Annotated in this window: 20 protein-coding genes and 1 pseudogene; 11 read left to right on the top strand and 10 right to left on the bottom strand. The window is 71.2% G+C overall.

Features of this window, described 5'->3' with window-relative positions; genetic code table 11:
• Both H305_RS46330 and H305_RS46325 read right to left on the bottom strand, forming a co-directional pair.
• A partial coding sequence (locus H305_RS46330; RefSeq protein ID WP_037764246.1) for an alpha-1,4-glucan--maltose-1-phosphate maltosyltransferase occupies window positions 1–1,948 on the bottom strand: 1,948 nt, incomplete at its 3' end.
• 81 nt (window positions 1,949–2,029) lie between these two features.
• Window positions 2,030–2,221: pseudogene (locus tag H305_RS46325) on the bottom strand (DUF5133 domain-containing protein); the annotation flags it as partial.
• 305 nt (window positions 2,222–2,526) lie between these two features.
• On the opposite strand from H305_RS46325, the gene H305_RS0117330 reads away from it, so the two are divergent.
• Complete coding sequence (locus H305_RS0117330) at window positions 2,527–3,042, top strand: hypothetical protein (RefSeq protein WP_028801475.1); 516 nt, start codon at window positions 2,527–2,529, stop codon at window positions 3,040–3,042.
• Window positions 3,043–3,270: 228 nt separating this feature from the next.
• Complete coding sequence (locus H305_RS0117325) at window positions 3,271–4,665, top strand: FAD-binding oxidoreductase (RefSeq protein WP_028801474.1); 1,395 nt, start codon at window positions 3,271–3,273, stop codon at window positions 4,663–4,665.
• Here the strand turns inward: H305_RS0117325 and H305_RS0117320 are convergent, their stop codons facing one another.
• The 4 genes from H305_RS0117320 to H305_RS0117305 all read right to left on the bottom strand — a co-directional run bounded on the left by H305_RS0117320 (window position 4,666) and on the right by H305_RS0117305 (window position 7,315).
• Window positions 4,666–5,475, bottom strand: a complete 810-nt coding sequence (locus H305_RS0117320; RefSeq protein ID WP_028801473.1) for an SAM-dependent methyltransferase — start codon at window positions 5,473–5,475, stop codon at window positions 4,666–4,668.
• A gap of 35 nt (window positions 5,476–5,510) precedes the next feature.
• Complete coding sequence (locus H305_RS0117315; RefSeq protein ID WP_028801472.1) at window positions 5,511–6,011, bottom strand: hypothetical protein; 501 nt, start codon at window positions 6,009–6,011, stop codon at window positions 5,511–5,513.
• Window positions 6,012–6,208: 197 nt separating this feature from the next.
• The gene (locus H305_RS0117310) at window positions 6,209–6,445 is read right to left on the bottom strand and encodes a DUF397 domain-containing protein (RefSeq protein WP_028801471.1); all 237 of its coding nucleotides are present in this window, start codon (window positions 6,443–6,445) and stop codon (window positions 6,209–6,211) included.
• 3 nt (window positions 6,446–6,448) lie between these two features.
• The gene (locus H305_RS0117305) at window positions 6,449–7,315 is read right to left on the bottom strand and encodes a helix-turn-helix domain-containing protein (RefSeq protein ID WP_028801470.1); all 867 of its coding nucleotides are present in this window, start codon (window positions 7,313–7,315) and stop codon (window positions 6,449–6,451) included.
• Window positions 7,316–7,569: 254 nt separating this feature from the next.
• Between H305_RS0117305 and H305_RS0117300 the strand changes: the two genes are divergently transcribed.
• Entirely contained in the window at window positions 7,570–8,982 is a 1,413-nt protein-coding gene (locus tag H305_RS0117300; protein WP_028801469.1) for a hypothetical protein, read from the top strand.
• A 55-nt stretch (window positions 8,983–9,037) separates the two neighbouring features.
• Here the strand turns inward: H305_RS0117300 and H305_RS0117295 are convergent, their stop codons facing one another.
• Window positions 9,038–9,859: an SDR family NAD(P)-dependent oxidoreductase gene (locus tag H305_RS0117295; protein ID WP_420708083.1), complete on the bottom strand. Its 822-nt coding sequence runs from the start codon at window positions 9,857–9,859 to the stop codon at window positions 9,038–9,040.
• Window positions 9,860–10,004: 145 nt separating this feature from the next.
• Here H305_RS0117295 and H305_RS46320 point away from each other — a divergent pair, with 145 nt between their 5' ends.
• From H305_RS46320 to H305_RS0117280, 3 genes are all read left to right on the top strand, one after another.
• Window positions 10,005–10,646 (top strand): ATP-binding protein, encoded by a 642-nt coding sequence (locus tag H305_RS46320; protein ID WP_078629096.1) that lies wholly within the window; start codon window positions 10,005–10,007, stop codon window positions 10,644–10,646.
• Complete coding sequence (locus tag H305_RS56060) at window positions 10,643–11,509, top strand: DUF6624 domain-containing protein (RefSeq protein ID WP_324608106.1); 867 nt, start codon at window positions 10,643–10,645, stop codon at window positions 11,507–11,509. Before H305_RS46320 ends, H305_RS56060 begins: the two co-directional genes overlap by 4 nt.
• A 188-nt stretch (window positions 11,510–11,697) precedes the next feature.
• Window positions 11,698–12,216, top strand: a complete 519-nt coding sequence (locus tag H305_RS0117280; protein WP_028801466.1) for a hypothetical protein — start codon at window positions 11,698–11,700, stop codon at window positions 12,214–12,216.
• 13 nt (window positions 12,217–12,229) lie between these two features.
• Here H305_RS0117280 and H305_RS0117275 read toward each other — a convergent pair whose 3' ends face one another.
• Both H305_RS0117275 and H305_RS46315 read right to left on the bottom strand, forming a co-directional pair.
• The gene (locus H305_RS0117275) at window positions 12,230–12,772 is read right to left on the bottom strand and encodes a hypothetical protein (protein WP_158690546.1); all 543 of its coding nucleotides are present in this window, start codon (window positions 12,770–12,772) and stop codon (window positions 12,230–12,232) included.
• Between the two features lie 253 nt (window positions 12,773–13,025).
• Entirely contained in the window at window positions 13,026–13,214 is a 189-nt protein-coding gene (locus H305_RS46315) for a hypothetical protein (RefSeq protein WP_234020923.1), read from the bottom strand.
• A 387-nt stretch (window positions 13,215–13,601) separates the two neighbouring features.
• Here H305_RS46315 and H305_RS0117265 point away from each other — a divergent pair, with 387 nt between their 5' ends.
• Together H305_RS0117265 and H305_RS0117260 are read left to right on the top strand one after the other, a co-directional pair.
• On the top strand, window positions 13,602–14,171 hold the full coding sequence (locus H305_RS0117265; RefSeq protein WP_078629095.1) for a YbhB/YbcL family Raf kinase inhibitor-like protein: 570 nt from the start codon (window positions 13,602–13,604) through the stop codon (window positions 14,169–14,171).
• A gap of 265 nt (window positions 14,172–14,436) precedes the next feature.
• Window positions 14,437–15,087 carry a DUF4360 domain-containing protein gene (locus H305_RS0117260; RefSeq protein WP_028801463.1) on the top strand — a complete coding sequence of 217 codons (651 nt, stop codon included), beginning with the start codon at window positions 14,437–14,439 and terminating at the stop codon, window positions 15,085–15,087.
• A gap of 111 nt (window positions 15,088–15,198) precedes the next feature.
• Here the strand turns inward: H305_RS0117260 and H305_RS0117255 are convergent, their stop codons facing one another.
• Window positions 15,199–15,405, bottom strand: a complete 207-nt coding sequence (locus H305_RS0117255; RefSeq protein WP_028801462.1) for a hypothetical protein — start codon at window positions 15,403–15,405, stop codon at window positions 15,199–15,201.
• A gap of 211 nt (window positions 15,406–15,616) precedes the next feature.
• Here H305_RS0117255 and H305_RS0117250 point away from each other — a divergent pair, with 211 nt between their 5' ends.
• The 3 genes from H305_RS0117250 (at window position 15,617) to H305_RS0117240 (ending at window position 17,552) form a co-directional block, all read left to right on the top strand.
• Complete coding sequence (locus H305_RS0117250; RefSeq protein WP_028801461.1) at window positions 15,617–15,853, top strand: chaplin; 237 nt, start codon at window positions 15,617–15,619, stop codon at window positions 15,851–15,853.
• Between the two features lie 434 nt (window positions 15,854–16,287).
• Window positions 16,288–17,169, top strand: a complete 882-nt coding sequence (locus tag H305_RS0117245) for a hypothetical protein (protein WP_028801460.1) — start codon at window positions 16,288–16,290, stop codon at window positions 17,167–17,169.
• Window positions 17,170–17,300: 131 nt separating this feature from the next.
• Window positions 17,301–17,552 (top strand): hypothetical protein, encoded by a 252-nt coding sequence (locus H305_RS0117240; RefSeq protein WP_028801459.1) that lies wholly within the window; start codon window positions 17,301–17,303, stop codon window positions 17,550–17,552.
• Window positions 17,553–17,564 lie beyond the last annotated feature (12 nt).

Genomic DNA, 17,564 nt, shown 5'->3' with positions numbered 1-17,564 from the left:
CCAGACGCACATAGTTGGCCCTGCCCCAGTGGTAGGTCTCGCCGGTGAGCTCGTCGCGCACCGGCACGGACTCGTGCCAGTCCAGGCCGAGTCGCGGCATGTCCAACGAGACCGTGGCCTCCTGGGTGTGGTGGGGGTCGAGGTTGACCACCACCACAACCGTGTTCGAACCGCGTGCGTCCACGGCGGACTTCGAGAAGGCGATCACCGCATCCTTGTCCGCGTGGTGGAAGTGGAGATCGCGCAACTGACGCAGCGCGGGACTGCGCCGCCTGACCGCGTTGAGCGCGCGCACCAATGGCGCGATGCTATGTCCGTTTCGCTCCGCGGACTCCCAGTCGCGGGGCCGCAGTTGGTACTTCTCGGAGTCCATGTACTCCTCGCTGCCGGCCCGCAGCGGGGTGTTCTCGCACAGTTCGAACCCGCTGTAGATGCCCCAGGTCGGAGAGAGGGTGGCGGCGAGCACGGCCCGCAGCTCGAAGGCCGGACGGTCGCCGCGCTGGAGGAACTCGTGCAGGATGTCGGGGGTGTTCACGAAGAAGTTGGGCCGCATGTAGGAGGCGGTCTCGCCCGACAGCTCGGTCAAGTACTCCGTGAGCTCCTGCTTGGTGTTGCGCCAGGTGAAGTACGTGTACGACTGCTGGAAGCCGACCGCCGCGAGCGTACGCATCATGGCGGGCCGGGTGAACGCCTCGGCGAGGAAGATCACGTCGGGGTCCGTGCCGTTGATGTCGGCGAGCACCTGCTCCCAGAACACCACCGGCTTGGTGTGCGGGTTGTCCACGCGGAAGATCCGTACGCCGTGGTCCATCCAGTACCTGAGGACGCGCACGGTCTCGGCGACCAGCCCCGGCATGTCCTTGTCGAAGGCGATCGGATAGATGTCCTGGTACTTCTTCGGCGGGTTCTCGGCGTACGCGATCGTGCCGTCGGGGCGGTGGTGGAACCACTCCGGGTGCTTGTGCACCCACGGATGGTCGGGCGAGCACTGCAGCGCGAAGTCGAGCGCGACCTCCAGACCCTCCCGGCCGGCGCGGCGCACGAACGCGTCGAAGTCGTCGATGGTGCCCAGGTCCGGGTGCACGGCGTCGTGCCCGCCCTCCGGCGAGCCGATCGCCCAGGGCACGCCCACGTCGCCGGGACCCGCGGAGAGCGTGTTGTTGGGGCCCTTGCGGAAGGTGCTGCCGATCGGATGGATCGGCGGGAGGTAGACGACGTCGAAGCCCATCGCGGCGATCGCGGGCAGCCGCTCCGCGGCCGTACGGAAGGTGCCGTGCACCGCCGGGACCGACGGGTCGCTTCCCGGCCGGCCGTTCTCCGACCGCGGGAAGAACTCGTACCAGGACCCGTACAGGGCGCGCTCACGCTCCACCAGCAGCGGCAACGGCTCGGAACGGGTGAGCCGTTCCCGCAGCGGGTGCTGCGCGAGGGCCGCGTCGGCCCGCGCGGTCAGCGCGCCGGCGAGCCGCGCCTCGGGTGAACGGGACTCGTCGCGCAGGGCGTTCGCGGCGGCGGCCACCGCGTCCCGGTCCGCTCCTTCCGGCACCTGGGCGGCGGCCCGCTCGTACAGTTCGGCGCCCTCCTCCAGGACCAGCCCCGTGTCCATCCCGGCCGGGATCTTGATCTCGGCGGCGCGCCGCCACGCGGTCACAGGGTCGCTCCAGGCCTCCACCCGGTAGGACCAGTGGCCTGCCTTCGACGGAGTCACCTCGGCGCCCCAGTGGTCGCTGCCGGGGGTCAGTTCCCGCATCGGGGTCCACGGGCCGGGGGACCCGGCGGGATCGCACAGCACGACATTGGCGCCGACGCAGTCGTGGCCCTCGCCGAAGAGGGTCGCCGTGATCCGGAAGGTCTCACCGGCGACCGCCTTCGCGGGGCGTCTGCCGCGGTCGACGACCGGCCGTACATCCACCAGGGGGATACGGCCGGTGTGCGTGTTCGCGTCCATGGGTCCTGCCTCCGCCGTCTTGGGTTTCGCCTCCGCCCCATCTGGGCCCGATCGTGTGATTCACACTCCTGCGGGAACGTCCTGCAGATAGTGCTCGGCCGCGTCCGCGGCCTCCCGCGCGCAGCGCTTCCCCATCAGCACGCACAGGGTGTAGCCGGTGTTCTCGAAATTGCCCCGCACCACGTGGTCGGCGGGGGCGGCGAGCAGCAGGCGTTCCCAGGCCCGGTATCTCTCCAGATGCCTGGCGACCTCGGGTTTGGCAGGCAGCAGCATCACGCCGGTCACCTTCCCACTCATCGGACCGTGCACGGCTTGCCTGGCTGGCGGGTGAAGGCCGTACACGCAGGGGCACCGGTCCCATGTGGAGGCCGACGCCCTCACTCATGGTGCCTGTATGGACACCCAGCGTCTTGTTGGCTCTTCAACAACATTGGGAGGCCCGCTCGAGTTGCGCGAATGGAGTAGTGCTCTCACTCTGAGACTGACTCAGAAGCGATCACCGCTCACGCTTCGTGTTCGGGGCTCGGCCCATCCGGGCGAGAAGAAGCGGGAGCTTCGCCGGTGAGGAGCCAACGACGATGAAACCTGCAGTGCCCTGCTACTACCACCTCGACGTAGAGGTCAGCCCGGAACGAGTGGGACAGGTCAAACGCATCCTGGCCGCGCACCTGCGGTACTGGAACCTGGAGATCCTCGTCGAGTCCGTCTGTCACTGCGCCGAGGCGCTGCTCCGGACGATCGAGGAGCATGCCGCGGACAAGAACTCGACCATCGAGATGTGGTGGAACGGTCAGCACCTCATCACCGCCGTCTCGGACAACAGCCAGGACATCGGCCCGCACAGGGCACCGCAGGGCTGCCTCGCCCAGATCGCCGCGCTGAGCGATGGCTGGGGCTGCTGCGCCACGGGCGCCGGCGGGAAGATCATCTGGTTCTCGTGGCGGGCGCGGGCCGCCGAGCGTGCCCCGCTGGTCCCCCCGGCCCCCGCCCCGAGTCTGCGGGAGGCCCGACGCACGCCCCGCCATGTCCCGCTCCCGGAGCCCGCGCTGTCGATCTCGCGGGACCAGGTCGAGGCGGTCGCCGCCCTGGGGTGATCCCCTGACGGCGCCGGACCCGGCCACCCGAACGCCGAACGCGTCGATCCAGCACGGATCGACGCGTTCGGCGTTCCCCGCGGCGTGCAGGCCGTCCGGGCCCGGTGGGCGGGGCCGGCTCGATGCGGCCGGAGGCCAGAACAGGCACGAGGCACGCAATGGGGGGAAACTGGAGCCGGGGCCCGGACCTGGCGCCCCGGAACCGGTCCCCAGACACGGGGGATGCACATGTCCACCACACCGGCACAGGCGGCACGGCAAGAACTCAAGGGATTTCAGGGGAAGTTGATCGGTCCCGACGATCCCGGGTACGACGAGGCGCGCGCCGTCTACAACGCGATGATCGACCGCAGGCCCGCCCTGGTGGCGAGTTGCGCCACCCCCGAGGACGCCGCCCTGGTCATCGGCTTCGCCCGGGACCACGGCCTTCCCCTGGCCGTACGCGGCGGCGGCCACCACGGCGCGGGAATGGGAACGTGCGACGACGGGGTGGTCCTCGACCTCACGCCGATGAACGACATCGAGGTCGATCCGCAGGCCCGTACCGCACGCGTCGGCGGCGGCTGCCGTCTCGGCGAGGTCGACCGTGCCACCAACGCGCACGGGCTCGCCGTGCCCAGCGGCATCATCTCCACGACGGGTGTCGGCGGCATCACGCTCGGCGGCGGCCTCGGACACCTCACCCGCAAGTGCGGGCTGTCCATCGACAACCTCCTCGCCGCCGATGTCGTCCTGGCGAGCGGGGAGAAGGTGCGTGCGAGCGCAGACGACAACCCCGACCTGTACTGGGCGCTGCGCGGGGGCGGCGGGAACTTCGGAGTCGTCACCTCGTTCCTGTTCGGGCTGCACGACGTGAACACGGTCGTCGCCGGCCCCACCTTCTGGCCCGTCGACATGGGCGCCGAAGTCCTCACCGCCTACCGGGACTTCATCCCGCACGCGCCCCGCGAACTCGGCGGCTTCTTCCTGTTCACCTCGGTGCCGCCCGCGCCGCCGTTCCCGGAGGAACTTCACCTGCGCAAGGTGTGCGGCGTCATGTGGTGCCGCATCGGCGACGACACGGACGCGGCGGCCCGGGACATGGCACCGCTCCTCGACGCCCTGCCCGAACCGCTGCTGCACGGCCCGGCGCCGATGCCGCTCCCCGCCCTCCAGTCCGCCTTCGACGGGGTCTATCCGCCCGGCGACCAGTGGTACTGGCGAGCCGGCTTCATCGACGCGCTCCCCGCCGAGGCGATCGACCTGCACGCCAAGTTCGGTGCCGAGATGCCGACCTGGAAGTCGACGATGCACATGTACCCCATCGACGGGGCCGTGCACGACCACGCGCCGACGGACACCGCGTGGAGCTACCGCAGCTCCGGCTGGTCGGCCGTCTACGCGGGTGTGGACCCCGACCCCGCCAACGCCGGCCTCGTCAGGCAGTGGAGCGTCGACTACTCCGACGCCCTGCAGCCGTACTCCGCGGGCGGCGGCTACGTGAACATGATGATGGACGAGGGCCAGGAGCGGGTGCGGGCCAGCTATCGCGACAACTACGCCCGGCTGGTCCAGGTCAAGGCCGCGTACGACCCGGGCAACCTGTTCCGCCTGAACCAGAACATCCGGCCGCCGCAGGCCTGATCACGGCTTGCGGGCCACGCCTCCGTGGACGTCCGTGGGCTCGGGCGAAGTACCCGGCTCCGGACGCCACAGCGGGCACGACACGATGCCGGGCTCGATCAGTTCGAGGCCCTCGTAGTAGGCCGTGATCTGGTCGGGGCTGCGCAGCACGTACGGAATCGCGCCGGTGTCGTCGTACCCCTGCTGGGCCTCCTTGAGCGCCGCGTCGGTGTCCGTGCTGTCGTAGTGCACGAAGTAGCTGCCGGAGGGCAGGGCGCTCTGAAGCCGGCGGACGATCGACTTGGCCTCCTCGTAGTCCTGGATGTGGCCCAGGATGCCCATGAGCATGAGGGCGACGGGCCTGTCGAAGTCCAGGATGCGGCTCGCCGTCTCGATGATCTTCTCGGGCTCGCGCAGGTCCGCGTCGATGTAGTCGGTGACGCCCTCGGCCGTGCTGGTGAGCAGCGCCTGCGCGTGACGGAGCACCAGCGGGTCGTTGTCGACGTAGACGATGCGGGACTCCGGTGCCACGCGCTGTGCGACCTGGTGGGTGTTGTCGTACGTGGGAAGGCCGGTGCCGATGTCGAGGAACTGACGGATGCCGAGCTCCTCGGCCAGGAAGGTGACCGTGCGGATCAGATAGCCGCGCGAGGCGCGGGCCATCGTCTCGATGTTGGGGGCGACTTCGCGGTAGGCGTCGCCCGCCGCCCGGTCGACCTCGTAGTTGTCCTTGCCGCCCATCCAGTAGTTCCAGATGCGGGCGGAGTGCGGCACCGTGGTGTCGATCTTGGACAGCGCCTCTTGGTCGGGGGTGGACTGGCCGTCTGCCATGGGGAGTCTCCTGCCGTGCGTCACGCGGTCGGTCATCAACTTATCGTCAACGTCTTTGTACAGCAGCCGAGTTGAGAGATGGAGGGGGGTGTGGGGGCGCGGGCCGGGCGGGCCGGGTCCATGGGGTCCAGGGTGATCACGGGGACGTGCTGGGAAAGGGTGCGCAGGGCCCGCTCGTACGCGTCGACCGCCTCGGTGTCGTCGGCCTCTCCGGTGACGTGCACAAGCACGCCGTCGCGTTCGGCCACCGCCTCCGCGAAGTCGAGCGCCTGGATCCATGTGACGCGCGAGCGCCCTCGGCGCAGCGGCCCGTAGACGAGTTCATGTACGAGGCTGCCGTCGATGGCCAACCGGCCCGGGGCGGCAAGGAGTTCACGGTAGGGCTGGGTGGGGTCCACATGGTGGAGGTGTCCGCGCGAGCGCCGGATCAGGAATCCCTCCCGGGCCAGGTCCGCGATCAGGCCGCTCCTGCCGATGCCGTCGGGGCCCTCGACGACCAGCGTCCGGCACCGCGCGAGGGCCTGGTGGAGGACCATCCCCGCACCCACTCCCCTCCGGCACCCTCCTGGACGAACGACGCCACCAGTGTGACGGCGACAACCCGCACGCCGGGAGTGCGCGCGCGGGTTGTCCGGTTGTGCGGGCGTAGTGGTGCGGGGCCGGTGCGGAACGCCGCACTCCGTCAGGGCCGTGGGCCCGGCGGGTCTGCTGCTGCCCCGTACGGCGCCGCGGCTCAGGCGATGAGGAAGTCGGCCTGGCCGGACTTGGCGCCCTGGAGGAACGCGATCATCTCCTCGCGGGAGTAGACCAGCGCGGGCCCCTCGGGATCCCTGGACTGACGCAGGGCGACGCTGCCGTCCGGCAGCCGCTTGGCCTCGACGCAGCTTCCGCCGTTCGTGCCGCTCCAGGGCTTGACCCAGCCCTCGGTTCCCAGTTCGGCCGCGGACATGCCGCTGTGGACGGATCCCATGGATCACAACTCCTTACGCAGTTCACCCAGGATGGCCCTGGTCCGAGCGACCGGTTCCGCCTGCACGGACATCCGGTCCAGTACTTCGAGATAGCTGACGACGTCGTCCGGCCGGTCGACGTAGACCGCGCCGGCCAGGCTCTCCGTGTAGACGACGTCGGGGAGTTCGGAGAAGCCGAAGCGGAAGTGGTGGAAGGGCCCGAACGCGCCCGGGTGCGCACCCACGCCGAAGCGCATGATCTGGATCCGGACCTTCGGCATGTCCAGAGCCTCGTGCAACCGGTCGATCTGGGCGCGCATCACCTCGGCTCCGCCCACCGGCCGGCGCAGTACCGTCTCGTCCAGAATGGCCCAGACGGCGGGCGCGTCCGGCTTGGCGAGCAGGTCCTGACGTTTGACCCGCAGGGCGACGCGGCGGGCGATCTCCTCCTTGGACTCGTTTGGAAAGCCGACGCGCATGAGCGCGGTGGCGTACTCGTGCGTCTGCAACAGGCCGGGCACGTAGTGGGGTTCGTAGAGGCGGATGACGCTCGCCTCGCTCTCCAGGCTCACGTAGGCGCTGAACCACTCGGGCAGCACGTCGCGGTACTTGTACCACCAGCCCGGCTGGTTGGCCTCCCTGGCCAGGGCGAGGAAGTCGTCGATCTCCGCGGCCGGCACGCCGTACGTGCGCAGCAACTCCCGCACGTACGGGATGCGGAGTCCGACCTCGGCCTTCTCGATCCGCCGCACCGTCAGGGGAGTGACCTCGATCGCGCGTGCCGCGTCCTCGAACGACACGCCCGCCTGTTCCCTCAGGTGACGCAGTCGTTTTCCGAGGACCATCCGCAGGACGGTCGGCGCGCTGCCGCCAGGGCGGTTCTCGCTCACGTCCTACCTCCCGAGACGGCTGTCACAGCGTGCAGTGTGCCACGCGCTTCCTGACAGAGACAGAGCGATGCGAATCGTTCTGAAATTATCAGAACGCAGCTTGCACGTTGAGTCTGTCGGCGACCATAGTGATCGAGTGACCTGCCGCACATTCGGCTTCGGTCAGGCACAACTGCGCCTATTGGTAGGGGATTTGACGTTCCGCCAGACGACTCGACCGGCGCAGCAGCACGCGGACGTGAGGCGAGACGGGGATGGCCACGGTGACCGACGGACAAGCAAGGAACGCCGGCAAAGCCCCCGCCGGGGGCAACAAGGTGCTGGCGGCCGCCCTCAAGGAGGCCGGCTGTTCCTACGCCTCGCTCGCTCTGCGGGTCAACGAGCTCGGTCGCCGCCAGGGCACGGACTCCCACTACGACAAGGCGTCGGTCACCCGCTGGCTCCAGGGTCAGCAACCGCGGGGAACCACACCCGAGTTGATCGCCGCCGTGCTGTCCGAGCGGCTCGGCCGGGCCGTGTCCCCCGCGGACCTGGGCTTCCATTCCGATCAGCAGCGCCCCGTCGCGAGCAGGGCGCTCGTCTATGGCGAAGACGTGGCAGAAACCCTTCACACCCTGGCGGAACTGGGGTCCACCGACATCTCCCGCCGCAGCCTCCTCGGCTCGGTCCCCTTCGTGGCCGCCGCACTGACGAATCCACAACGCGAATGGCTGCTGTGGTTGCTGGAGCAACAGGAGCCCGGACGTCCGACGCCGGCGGCGAGCGACGGACCGGTCGAGCAGGTGCACGCGATGATCGCCATGTTCGACCAGATGGACAACCACTACGGCGGCGGTGGAGTGCGCACCAGCATCGTGCACTACCTCGCCACCGAGGTCGTCCCCATGCTCCAGCGCCGGGGTACGCCGGCACACCTGCGCCGACAGCTGTACGCCGCCGCCGCGCGCCTCGCCGCGATGGCCGGCTGGAGCTCGTACGACGCGGGGGAGTACGGCCTGGCGCAGCGCTATATGACGCAGGCACTGAGACTGTGCGCGGAGGGCCGCGACCGGGTGCTCGGCGGTCAGATCCTGGCCGGCCTCTCCCACCTGGCCACCAACCTCGGCCGGCCGGACGAAGGGGTGGCCCTCGCCCGCGCTGGGATCGTCACCGCGCAGGGAGCGGGCAGTCCGCTGGGGCTGATGCGCCTGCACGCCATGGCTGCCCGCGGTCACGCCGCGCGGGGCCGCCACGGCGAGGCCTCCGAGGCGCTGCGCCTGGCCGACCGGCAGCTGGAGGCGAGCAAGGGGCCTGCGCAGGAGTCGGTGTGGGTCCGCTATCTCGATCACCACTATCTCCAGGCCGAGTCCGCCCTGTGCTTCCGCGACCTGGGTCTGGCCGCCCAGGCGGAGCGCACGGCGAGCGAGTCGCTCAGAGCCAACCCCGACCGGCGCAGGCGCCAGGCCATCAGCCGCTCCGTCCTGGCGACCGCCCATCTCCAGCAGGACCGTCTGGACGAGGCGGTCGGCACCGCGACCGAGGCGCTCGACACCCTCAGCACCGTGCACAGCGAGCGGTCGATCCAGGCCCTGCGGGACTTCCGCAGACGGCTGGAGCCGCGCCGTCACGAGCCCGTGGTGCAGGAGTTCGAGCGCAGGTCGCGTGCCGTGCTGGGGGTGGCGGCGTGATCCGGGACCGGGGCGCCGCGGGTCATCCCGGTGCGTCGGTCGCGGATCCGGTGCCTCAGTAGCCGTCCGGGGACGGGGCGTTCTGAGCCCGGTCAACCGGCAGGTGGGCACCGGAGATCCCGCTCGACCAGTCGGACAGCAGGAACGCCACCACCCTGGCCACCTCCTGCGGTGCCACCGGCCCGCCGTTCGGCAGCTCCGCCGCGACGAACGCGGCGAACGCCTCGGGGTCCTCACGGCGCATCCGGTCCCAGCGCCGACCCAGGATGAGCATGGAGCCGGGGGAGACGGCGTTCACCCTGATGTTGTCCGGGCCGAGCTCCCGGGCGAGCGAGGCGGCCAGATGGATCTGCGCGGACTTCGCGACCCCGTACTGGGCCGGCGGACCGGGCTTCCAGCCGGAGATCGACGAGATCACCACGACCGAGCCGCCGCCCGCCGCCCGCAGGTGCGGGACGGCCGCCTGTACCAGCCGGGCCGCGTGGCCGACGTTGACCTCCCAGGTGGCAGCCCAGTCGTCGGGGGCCGCCTGCTCGATGCCGCCGCCGCGGGATCCGCCCGCGCAGGCCACCACTCCGTCCAGGCCGCCGAAACGTTTCGCCGTGGCCGCGACGAAGTCTTCCAGCGAGCCGGGCGCGGTGACGTCGAGCGGCCGGGTGAACGTCTCCGCGTCCAGTGACGCCGTCAGCGCCTCCAGGTCACGGGCCGTGCGGGCGCAGGTCGCCACCCGCGCGCCCTCGGCGGACAGCAACCGCACGATCTGCTCGCCGAGCCCCCGGGTCCCGCCGGTGACCAGTACGCGCTTTCCGCGCACGCCGGACCATCCGGTGTCGCCTTCCGCGTACACCGCAGTCCGCCCCCCGTCCACATCCCTCACGTGATCGAACATACATCCCATGCCACTACGTGCCTGCAACCGGACAACCCGAATACCCCCTGGTCGCCCGGCTACTCCGGCGTGTTGGCTGCTGGGGCAGCCATCCAGACCGACCCCCACCCGTGCTGCCTCCGAAGGAGGATCGATGACGGCATCCAGGGCACATCGCCGCGGGCCGTCGCCCTCACTGGCGGATGACGTCCACGCGCGCCTGCCCGACGGCCGCGCGTCGGCGTGTGACGACCACGGGGCGGACGACCGAACGCCCGCGGCGCGGCCCCGGCCCGCCGAGGCGCCGGCCGACATCCCCGTCACCGCGGTGCCCGCCGTGCCGCTCCTGCCGTCGGCGTCCGGGGCGACTCCGGCGGCGCCCGTGGACCAGGCCCACCTCCTGCGCACCACCGTCCCCGCCCACCCCTCCCGCTCGCCACGTCTGCGGGCCATGGTCACCGAACACCTCAGGCACCTCCGGCTCGCGCCCGAGCACCTGGACAACGCTGTCCTCGCGACGGACGAACTGTTCGGCAACGCGCTCAAGCACGGCAGCCCCGACCGCGGCGACACCGTGACCGTCTCCGTCGAGTACACCCGGTGCGAGCTGCGCGTCACCGTCGCCGACCGCTCGCCCGTCCTGCCGCGGCCGCGTACCGCGGACGGGGCCGAGGAGTCGGGACGCGGGCTGGCCATCGTGGCCGCCCTGACCGACGACTGGGGCGTGGCCCCGCCGGACCCGGGCCTCAGCGGCAAGAAGGTGTGGTTCACGCTGGTGCTCCAGGGACTGCCGTGAGCCGGTCGCCGACGCGCCGGGCGACCGGACCGGAGGAGCTGTCCACCCCTGAGGCGGTCGACGGGGAGGTGCATCCCGCGCCGCCCACGGCAGGCGCGGGACCGCCCGCGTTCCCGGAGTTCCGCCGACACGCGCGGCCCGCACCCTCGCCGGCCGGCGGCGTCCCGCCCGCGCCCACGGCGGTCTGCGAGCCGTGGCGGCCCTTGCCCGAGTCCGCGTCTTCGGCGATCGGCGGCGAGGCGCCCGCGTCCTCGGAGGCCGCCCGCCGGGAGACGGCCTCGGGGCTCGGCAGGCAGACGCGGTCCGATCCCCCGGTGGGCGCCGCAGCGGTACCGCCCGGGCTCACGACCGGGCGACCGATGGTTCCGGGACTCGCCGCGGCGCTGGCCGCGGAACTGCTGCGCCGGGTGGACGAGGAACGACGCCTGATGCGACAGGCACGGACGGCATCCGGCCATCGGCGGCACCGCGCCCTCGCCCGGTGCCGTGAGGACAATGCCGAGGCCCTCGCCACCGTCGTCCACCGGTACGGCTGGCCGTCCGCCGACCTGGTCGGCCTCCCCGCTTCCACGGCGGCGCTGATGATCCTGCTGCACGCCCCTTGTCCGGACTTCCAGCTGAAGTGCCGTGACCTGATCGCCGACGCCGCGGCGGACGGGCGCTGCCCCGCTCTCCACCACGCGTACATCGCCGACCACTGCGCCGTGGAACTGGGCCGGCCCCAGTACTACGGCACCCGCATCGACCCCGCGACGCTGCGCCCGTACCCCGTGCGCCGGCCGCAGACCCTCGACGAGCGCCGGCGCGACGTCGGTCTCGGCCCGCTCGACGAGCAGCTCCGCCGGCTGCGGGCCGGTGGATGAGGCGCCTCGGGACGTGATGTGCAGCACGCGGGAAAAGCTCTCCGCGGCGGCCGGGGAAAGGTTCTGGCTGGGCACGGCTTGATCGCCGATCAAGAAAGGTGAAATCCCTGGCCACGGCATGTTCGGTGCATTTGACACCTCATTGGGGCCACAGATAGGAAAAGCTCTCTGAAGTGGAGAGGTGGACTGTGCGCGAGCCGAACGTGGTCGGGGACTGGCAGGAGTACGACGAGCATGCCGGTCTGCGTGTCCGCGTCCATGGAGTGGAAAAGGCGGAGCCGCCGCGAGGACGCGACGACGCCGCCGATGGGCTCGCCTACTTCGCATTTCGAGTGACGGTCGAAAACCGCACGACCGAGCATTTCGGGATCCACCTCGAGGACGGCCAGATCGACATCCGCATCGGCGCCGACGGCGAGAGCGCGTTCCTGGACTGGCGGAACTCTCAGTTCATCGAGGGCTTCGACGTCTACCCGCTGCGCCGGGCCACCGCCGTCCTCTTCGCCGCGGGAGCGGAGGCGTTCCTGCACCGCGTGGACATCCAGGTCCAGCTGAAGGTCGACGACGAGTGGACCGAGCGGTACCTCTGGGCGGGCGGCATCGACCCGTACGAGACCACGGTCGAGGCGGGCGCCCGTCCCGACACGGCCCGGGACACCCTGGCCTGCCAGGTGAGCAACTTTCTCCGCAGGGAAGCCGAGTCCTGAGCCGCGAGAGGGCCTAGCGCTCCCCGGCCGGATTCCCCTCCACCCACTGGATGAGGAGCTGACGCACATACGGGTTGCCGTCCTGCGCGGCGTGCGCCAGCCGCTCCGCGCTCGCACGCGCGGTGCGCCACTGCGCGGGGGTGTCCTCGTCGTGGGCGTGGTCGGCGGCGGCCAGCGCGTCGGCCGCCAGCCGGCGGAGATCCTCGGACAGATCGTCGTCGGCGGCTGCGCGGTACGCCTCGAGGCGCAGCCCTGTCATGTCACGGGAGGCGCTGTCGGCGGCCGCCGGGGGCTGGGCGTAGCCGCTGACGGCGATGACCGCGCAGAAGGCGGACACGTCCTGGCGGCTCTGCCGTTGCCCCTTCGCGATGGCAGGGGCGAGCCACGAAGGGGCCTTCCAATGGAGGACAGCGGTGGCCGCGGCGAGTGCGACGCCCAGCAGCACCACCGGGATCCAGCCGCCCAGGAACCACCCGACCGGGCCGAGCACCACAAAACAGACAGCGCTGCACATCCATATGCGACGGCGGCCGAGCCTCAGGTGTCGTGGATCCATGGGGCTCAGTGTCGCAGGCACACCGTCGCGGTGATGAGGCGGCGGGGCGATTCCCGCCCGGCCGCGCCACGGGTCCTGCGGCCGGCTCCGCGGCGGGTGTCGCTGTCTTCCGCGTCGGCCGGAGGCACCTCTCAGGTCAGCGAGCGAATCCGTTCCCGCGGGCGCGCGTGCGGACGACGGCCGACGACCGAGCCGTGATCGAGCCCGCCCGCGAGCGTTGCCGGTGGAAGCCGTCCGTCGGACCCGGCCCGGATCACGTGCCGGCGGCGGCGCCGAGGTCGAGCACACGCGGCACGCCGAGGTCGAGCACACGCGGGCCGGGCGCGGGTTCGAGCGCCCAGCGCACCGCGGCCCGCGCGTGGTCCGGACGGTGTTCGGCGTACGAGGCCGCCGGCGCGCCGAACGACGAGGCGTGCAGCAGCCGTTCATCCCTGATCCACACGGCCACCCCATCGGTGCCGGCGGTGGCCGTCCACCCCGCGTCACCACCTCGGCGACCGCTGCTCGACGGCGCCACCGGCCGTCCTTGTGGGTCCACGAGGTGATGCGACGTCTCGCCTGGTCACTCGGTCGACTCCGCCCCTGCACACGGCTTTTGGCCAGACGTCATGAGATCCGCGGGTGCGGCGTGCGCCACGTGTCGCGCCCGCCCTCAGTGCGTGTGACCCGTGGGCCGCGCGATGAGCCGTACCGCCTGCGCACCTCACGCGCGATGAGCCGTACCGCCTGCGCACCTCGCCCACGGTCCGTTCCGCGTGCCCGTCGCGGCACGGGCGGGTGGCGCCGTGTCGCGCCGCCCGTCGGCCACCGCGGCGCTAGCGTGGCGCGTATGCGGCATCACGGCCGGCGGCGGGCCGGAATCCTCGGGGCGCTTCTCGCGCTGTGCGCGGCCGGCTGCGGCGGCGGGGGAGGGGGCGCCGCGTCGTCGGCGACCCCCGGGCTCCGGGCGTCGTCGAAGATCGGGGTGTCGAGCCCCGCGTTCGCGGACGGCGGCACGATTCCGCGCCGCTACACCTGCGACGGCGAGAACGTCTCACCGCCGCTGGACTTCTCCGGGGTGCCGCAGGGCGCTGCCGGGCTGGTCGTACTGGTCGAGGACCCGGACGCCCCGGGCGGCACCTTCGTGCACTGGACCGTGTGGGGCATCGATCCGCACGAGACGGCGCTGGCCGCGGGCGCCGTGCCGCGCGGAGTCGTGCAGGGCCGCAACGACTTCGGGAAGCTCGGATACGGCGGCCCGTGCCCGCCGGAGGGGAAGGCGCACCACTACGTCTTCTCGGTCTTCGCCGCCGACGTGAAACCGACCTTTACCGAGGGGGCCGGAGCGGGCGATGTGCAACGCGCGCTGGCCGGGCACGTCACGGCTTCGGGGAGGCTGGTCGGCCGCTACGGCAGGTGACCGGCGGCCGGGCGGTGAATGGCCGGAGATCGCCCTGGCCGCACCGGTCGCCGCTTCGTACGATGCCGTCACTCCCGGCCTTCACAGCTCCTTCACAGCCCGGGGGAATGCGCATGCCTGCTTGACATGTGCATGTTCAACAAGTCCTTGATCCAACGCACTGGTCTGCGACGGCTCCCCACCCGCGGGGAGCCGCACCCCCCATTCCAGGGCGGCGCACCTCGCGTGCCGCCGCCGGAACACCGACGCAATGGATTGGAGCCCCATGACTGGTGGGCTGCTACTGGGTGGCGCCATCGCCGCCCTGTTCGCCTCGGCACTCCCCGCGCACGACCCGTCCTCCGGGATCGTCGACCCGCCCCCGGACAAGATCGTCATCAAGGTCGCCACGGTGAACGGCTCGGGATGTCCCCAGGGCACCGCGGCCGTCGCGGTCTCGCCGGACAACACGGCGTTCACGGTGACCTACAGCGACTACCTCGCGCAGGTCGGAGGCAATGCCGACCCCACCGCGTTCCGCAAGAACTGCCAGCTCAACCTGATCGTCCACGTGCCCCAGGGCTTCACGTACGCCATCGCCAGCGCCGACTACCGCGGCTTCGCGGCGCTCCAGCAGGGAGCGAGCAGCACCGAGAAGGCCTCGTACTACTTCCAGGGCTCCCCGAACACGGCCGCCATCACCCACCCCTTCCGTGGCCCGTACGACGACAACTGGCAGGCCACGGACACCACGGACTGGGCCCAACTGGTGTGGGCGCCCTGTGGCGTGCAGCGGAACTTCAACATCAACACCGAACTCCGCGTCAACGCGGGGACGTCCACTCCCGGCAGCTCCAGCTTCATGACCATGGACTCGACGGACGGCGACATCAGCACCGTCTACCACCTGGCCTGGAAGGAGTGCCCGAGCCCCTGACCCCTGGATCCTGGGGCTGAACGCGCGCGTGCCCGGCCGGCTCCGTCGTGTCGGAGCCGGCCGGGCACCGGGGGTTCGTCGACCGGCTCCGCCGCATCGGAGCCGGTCGCGTCAGGGAAGCAGCTTGTCGAGGGCCGCCGGGCCTTCCTCCTTGAGCTTGCGCTCGGCCCAGGCGAGGTTGCGCGGGTTGATGTCGCGTCCCGCCGCGAGTACCAGGTCCTCAGCGGTCACGGCGCCCCCTGCACCGGTGTGCAGCAGCGAGTCGGGGGTCGCCCTGTCGTCGGACGGCGCGGACGCATCGGGTTGGCTCGTTGACATGATCTCTCCCTGTTCCACGTGACCTGTTCTCACGCTACGGGCATTCCGCAGCGCCCGCGCGACACGGCCCGCAGGTGCGTCTCGAGCCCGGACGCAACCCGGCGGGGCCGTACGGGAGGGGCACCCCGTTCGGGCGTACAGCGATATCGGTCGCGGCCCGTGCGGGTGATGGTGGAGGCACTCGCACCCCTGCGAATGATGGGAGCTTGACATGCGCATTCGTCTGATGGCCGCCGCCGGCCTGGCGACCGTGGCTCTTGTGGCCACGGCCGGGACTGCCGCCGCGGACGACCCCGACCCGGTCGGCGTCGCCGCGAACAGCCCCGGACTTCTGTCCGGCAACGTGATCCAGATCCCCGTGGACCTGGGTCTCAACCTCTGCGGCGACTCCATCGACGTGCTGTCCCTGCTGAACCCGGCGACCAACAACACGTGCACGGCCGACTGACGAAGCCGTCGCGTGTGCCGGGCAGGGGCTTCCTTGCCTGACTGAACGGTCACGTCCGCCGGGCAGGGATTTCCCTGCCCGGCGGACGCTTGTCTGCTCCCGGTCGCCGATCCCGTCGTGTCGCCGGGGTCACCTGGTCGTCGCCGGTGAGCGGTGCGTGGTGTGGTCGGTGTGCTTTCGCCGGTGCAACTGCCCTTGGTGCGGGTGGCGTTGGCGTGGCCCTCGTCGGTGTGGCGCCGGCCGGCGGTAGTCCGGCGGGGCCGGCCGCGCGGGGCGTGGCGGCGGCGTGTCCCGGGCCCTTCCCGGACGTCGTGCGGCGCGTCGCCTCGTGGACGGTGAGCCGACGCGTGGTGTCCATTCATTGGTCTGTACATGACCATCAGGACCGGCCAGACTGTGCGCCGAGCAGCCCGCCCCCCGACGAGGAGCAGACCATGCGCATGCCCGCACGGCAACGTTGTCACGCAGTTCTGGCAGGGATCGTCACGCTCGCCACCGCCGTCGTCGTGTCCGTCGCCACCACCGGGCCCGCCCAGGCCGCCGACACCTGGACCGAGACGGGTTCCGACCGCGCCGATCCGCTGACCGAGAGCCAGGGCCTCACCTCGGTCGAGGTCCCGGCCGGAAGCCCCAACCACTACACGGGCATCGGCACCATTCCCATCGGTGTCAGCAGCCGCGGCTGGAACCACGTCGGCGACCCGGACGCCTCCTACAACGGCTACTACATCGAGCCGTATCAGAGCGACTCCGGCAGCGCCAAGATGTTCCGTGTACAGGCGCCGGGCGGCGCCTGGTCCGAGTACGTCCACGCGCTGAGCCCGGGCGAGGCCCTCAACAACTCGTTCGTCACCATCTCGCCCGACGGCTCCTGGATGGTGTCCGGAGAGTGGGGCACGATGAACCGGCTCCTGGTGTTCCCGACGCCCGGCGTCAATTCCGGTACGTCGCCCGCGGCGAACCTCCCGCAGGCGTCCACCATCAACCTGGACCACGCCGTACGCGACGTACAGGGCTGCGACTTCGTCACCGCGACGCGGCTGCTGTGCTCGTCCGACGACCCCGCGGGCACCCTCTTCGGCATCACCAAGCCGCTGCTCCAGATCGATCTGTCCGGCGAGCCCAACGGCACGGCGGACGTGTCCGGTCACGTCACCGCCCTGCGTCAACTCCCGCTGCGCAGCGCCTGCTCGGGCACGTTCGAGGCCGAGGGCATCGACTACGACCGGCGCACCGGCACCCTGCGGGTGATCGTCGTGTCGCCGGGCTTCTGCGTCCTGACCGACAGCAAGACCTACAAGTTCAACAGGAGTTGAGGCACGCCGACAGTGGTGCGGCCCGCGGCCGGGGCGCCGGTGCGGGCTGGAGATCGGCAGGGGCGTAGGCGACGGGGCGCGGGGAGGTCTACTGTCGGTAGCAGTACCAGGGTGATGGGGGGCGGCCGGCTGTGGTGGAGGACGACGCCGTGATCGGCTGCACGGGGGAACTGCTCATCGGCACACGCGGATCCGCCGGTCCCGGCGAGATCCTCGTGCAGGTCCGGGGCGGATCCGAGACCTTCCTCGCCTGGTCGCCGGAGCCCCTGCCGACAGGGGCGACCGTGCTCGTGGTCGCATCCCGCGGATGCCGTGCGGTCGACGTCATCATGTGGGCCGACCCCCTGGAGGCGTTGGGCGGTCATCCCGCCGGCGCAGGCTGAGGAGGATGGACA

The sequence above is a fragment of the Streptomyces sp. 142MFCol3.1 genome (assembly GCF_000424945.1).
GTDB classification, from domain to species: domain Bacteria; phylum Actinomycetota; class Actinomycetes; order Streptomycetales; family Streptomycetaceae; genus Streptomyces; species Streptomyces siamensis.
The sequence above is the reverse complement of the archived record's forward strand: the minus strand, read 5'-3'. Positions and strand labels throughout refer to the sequence as shown.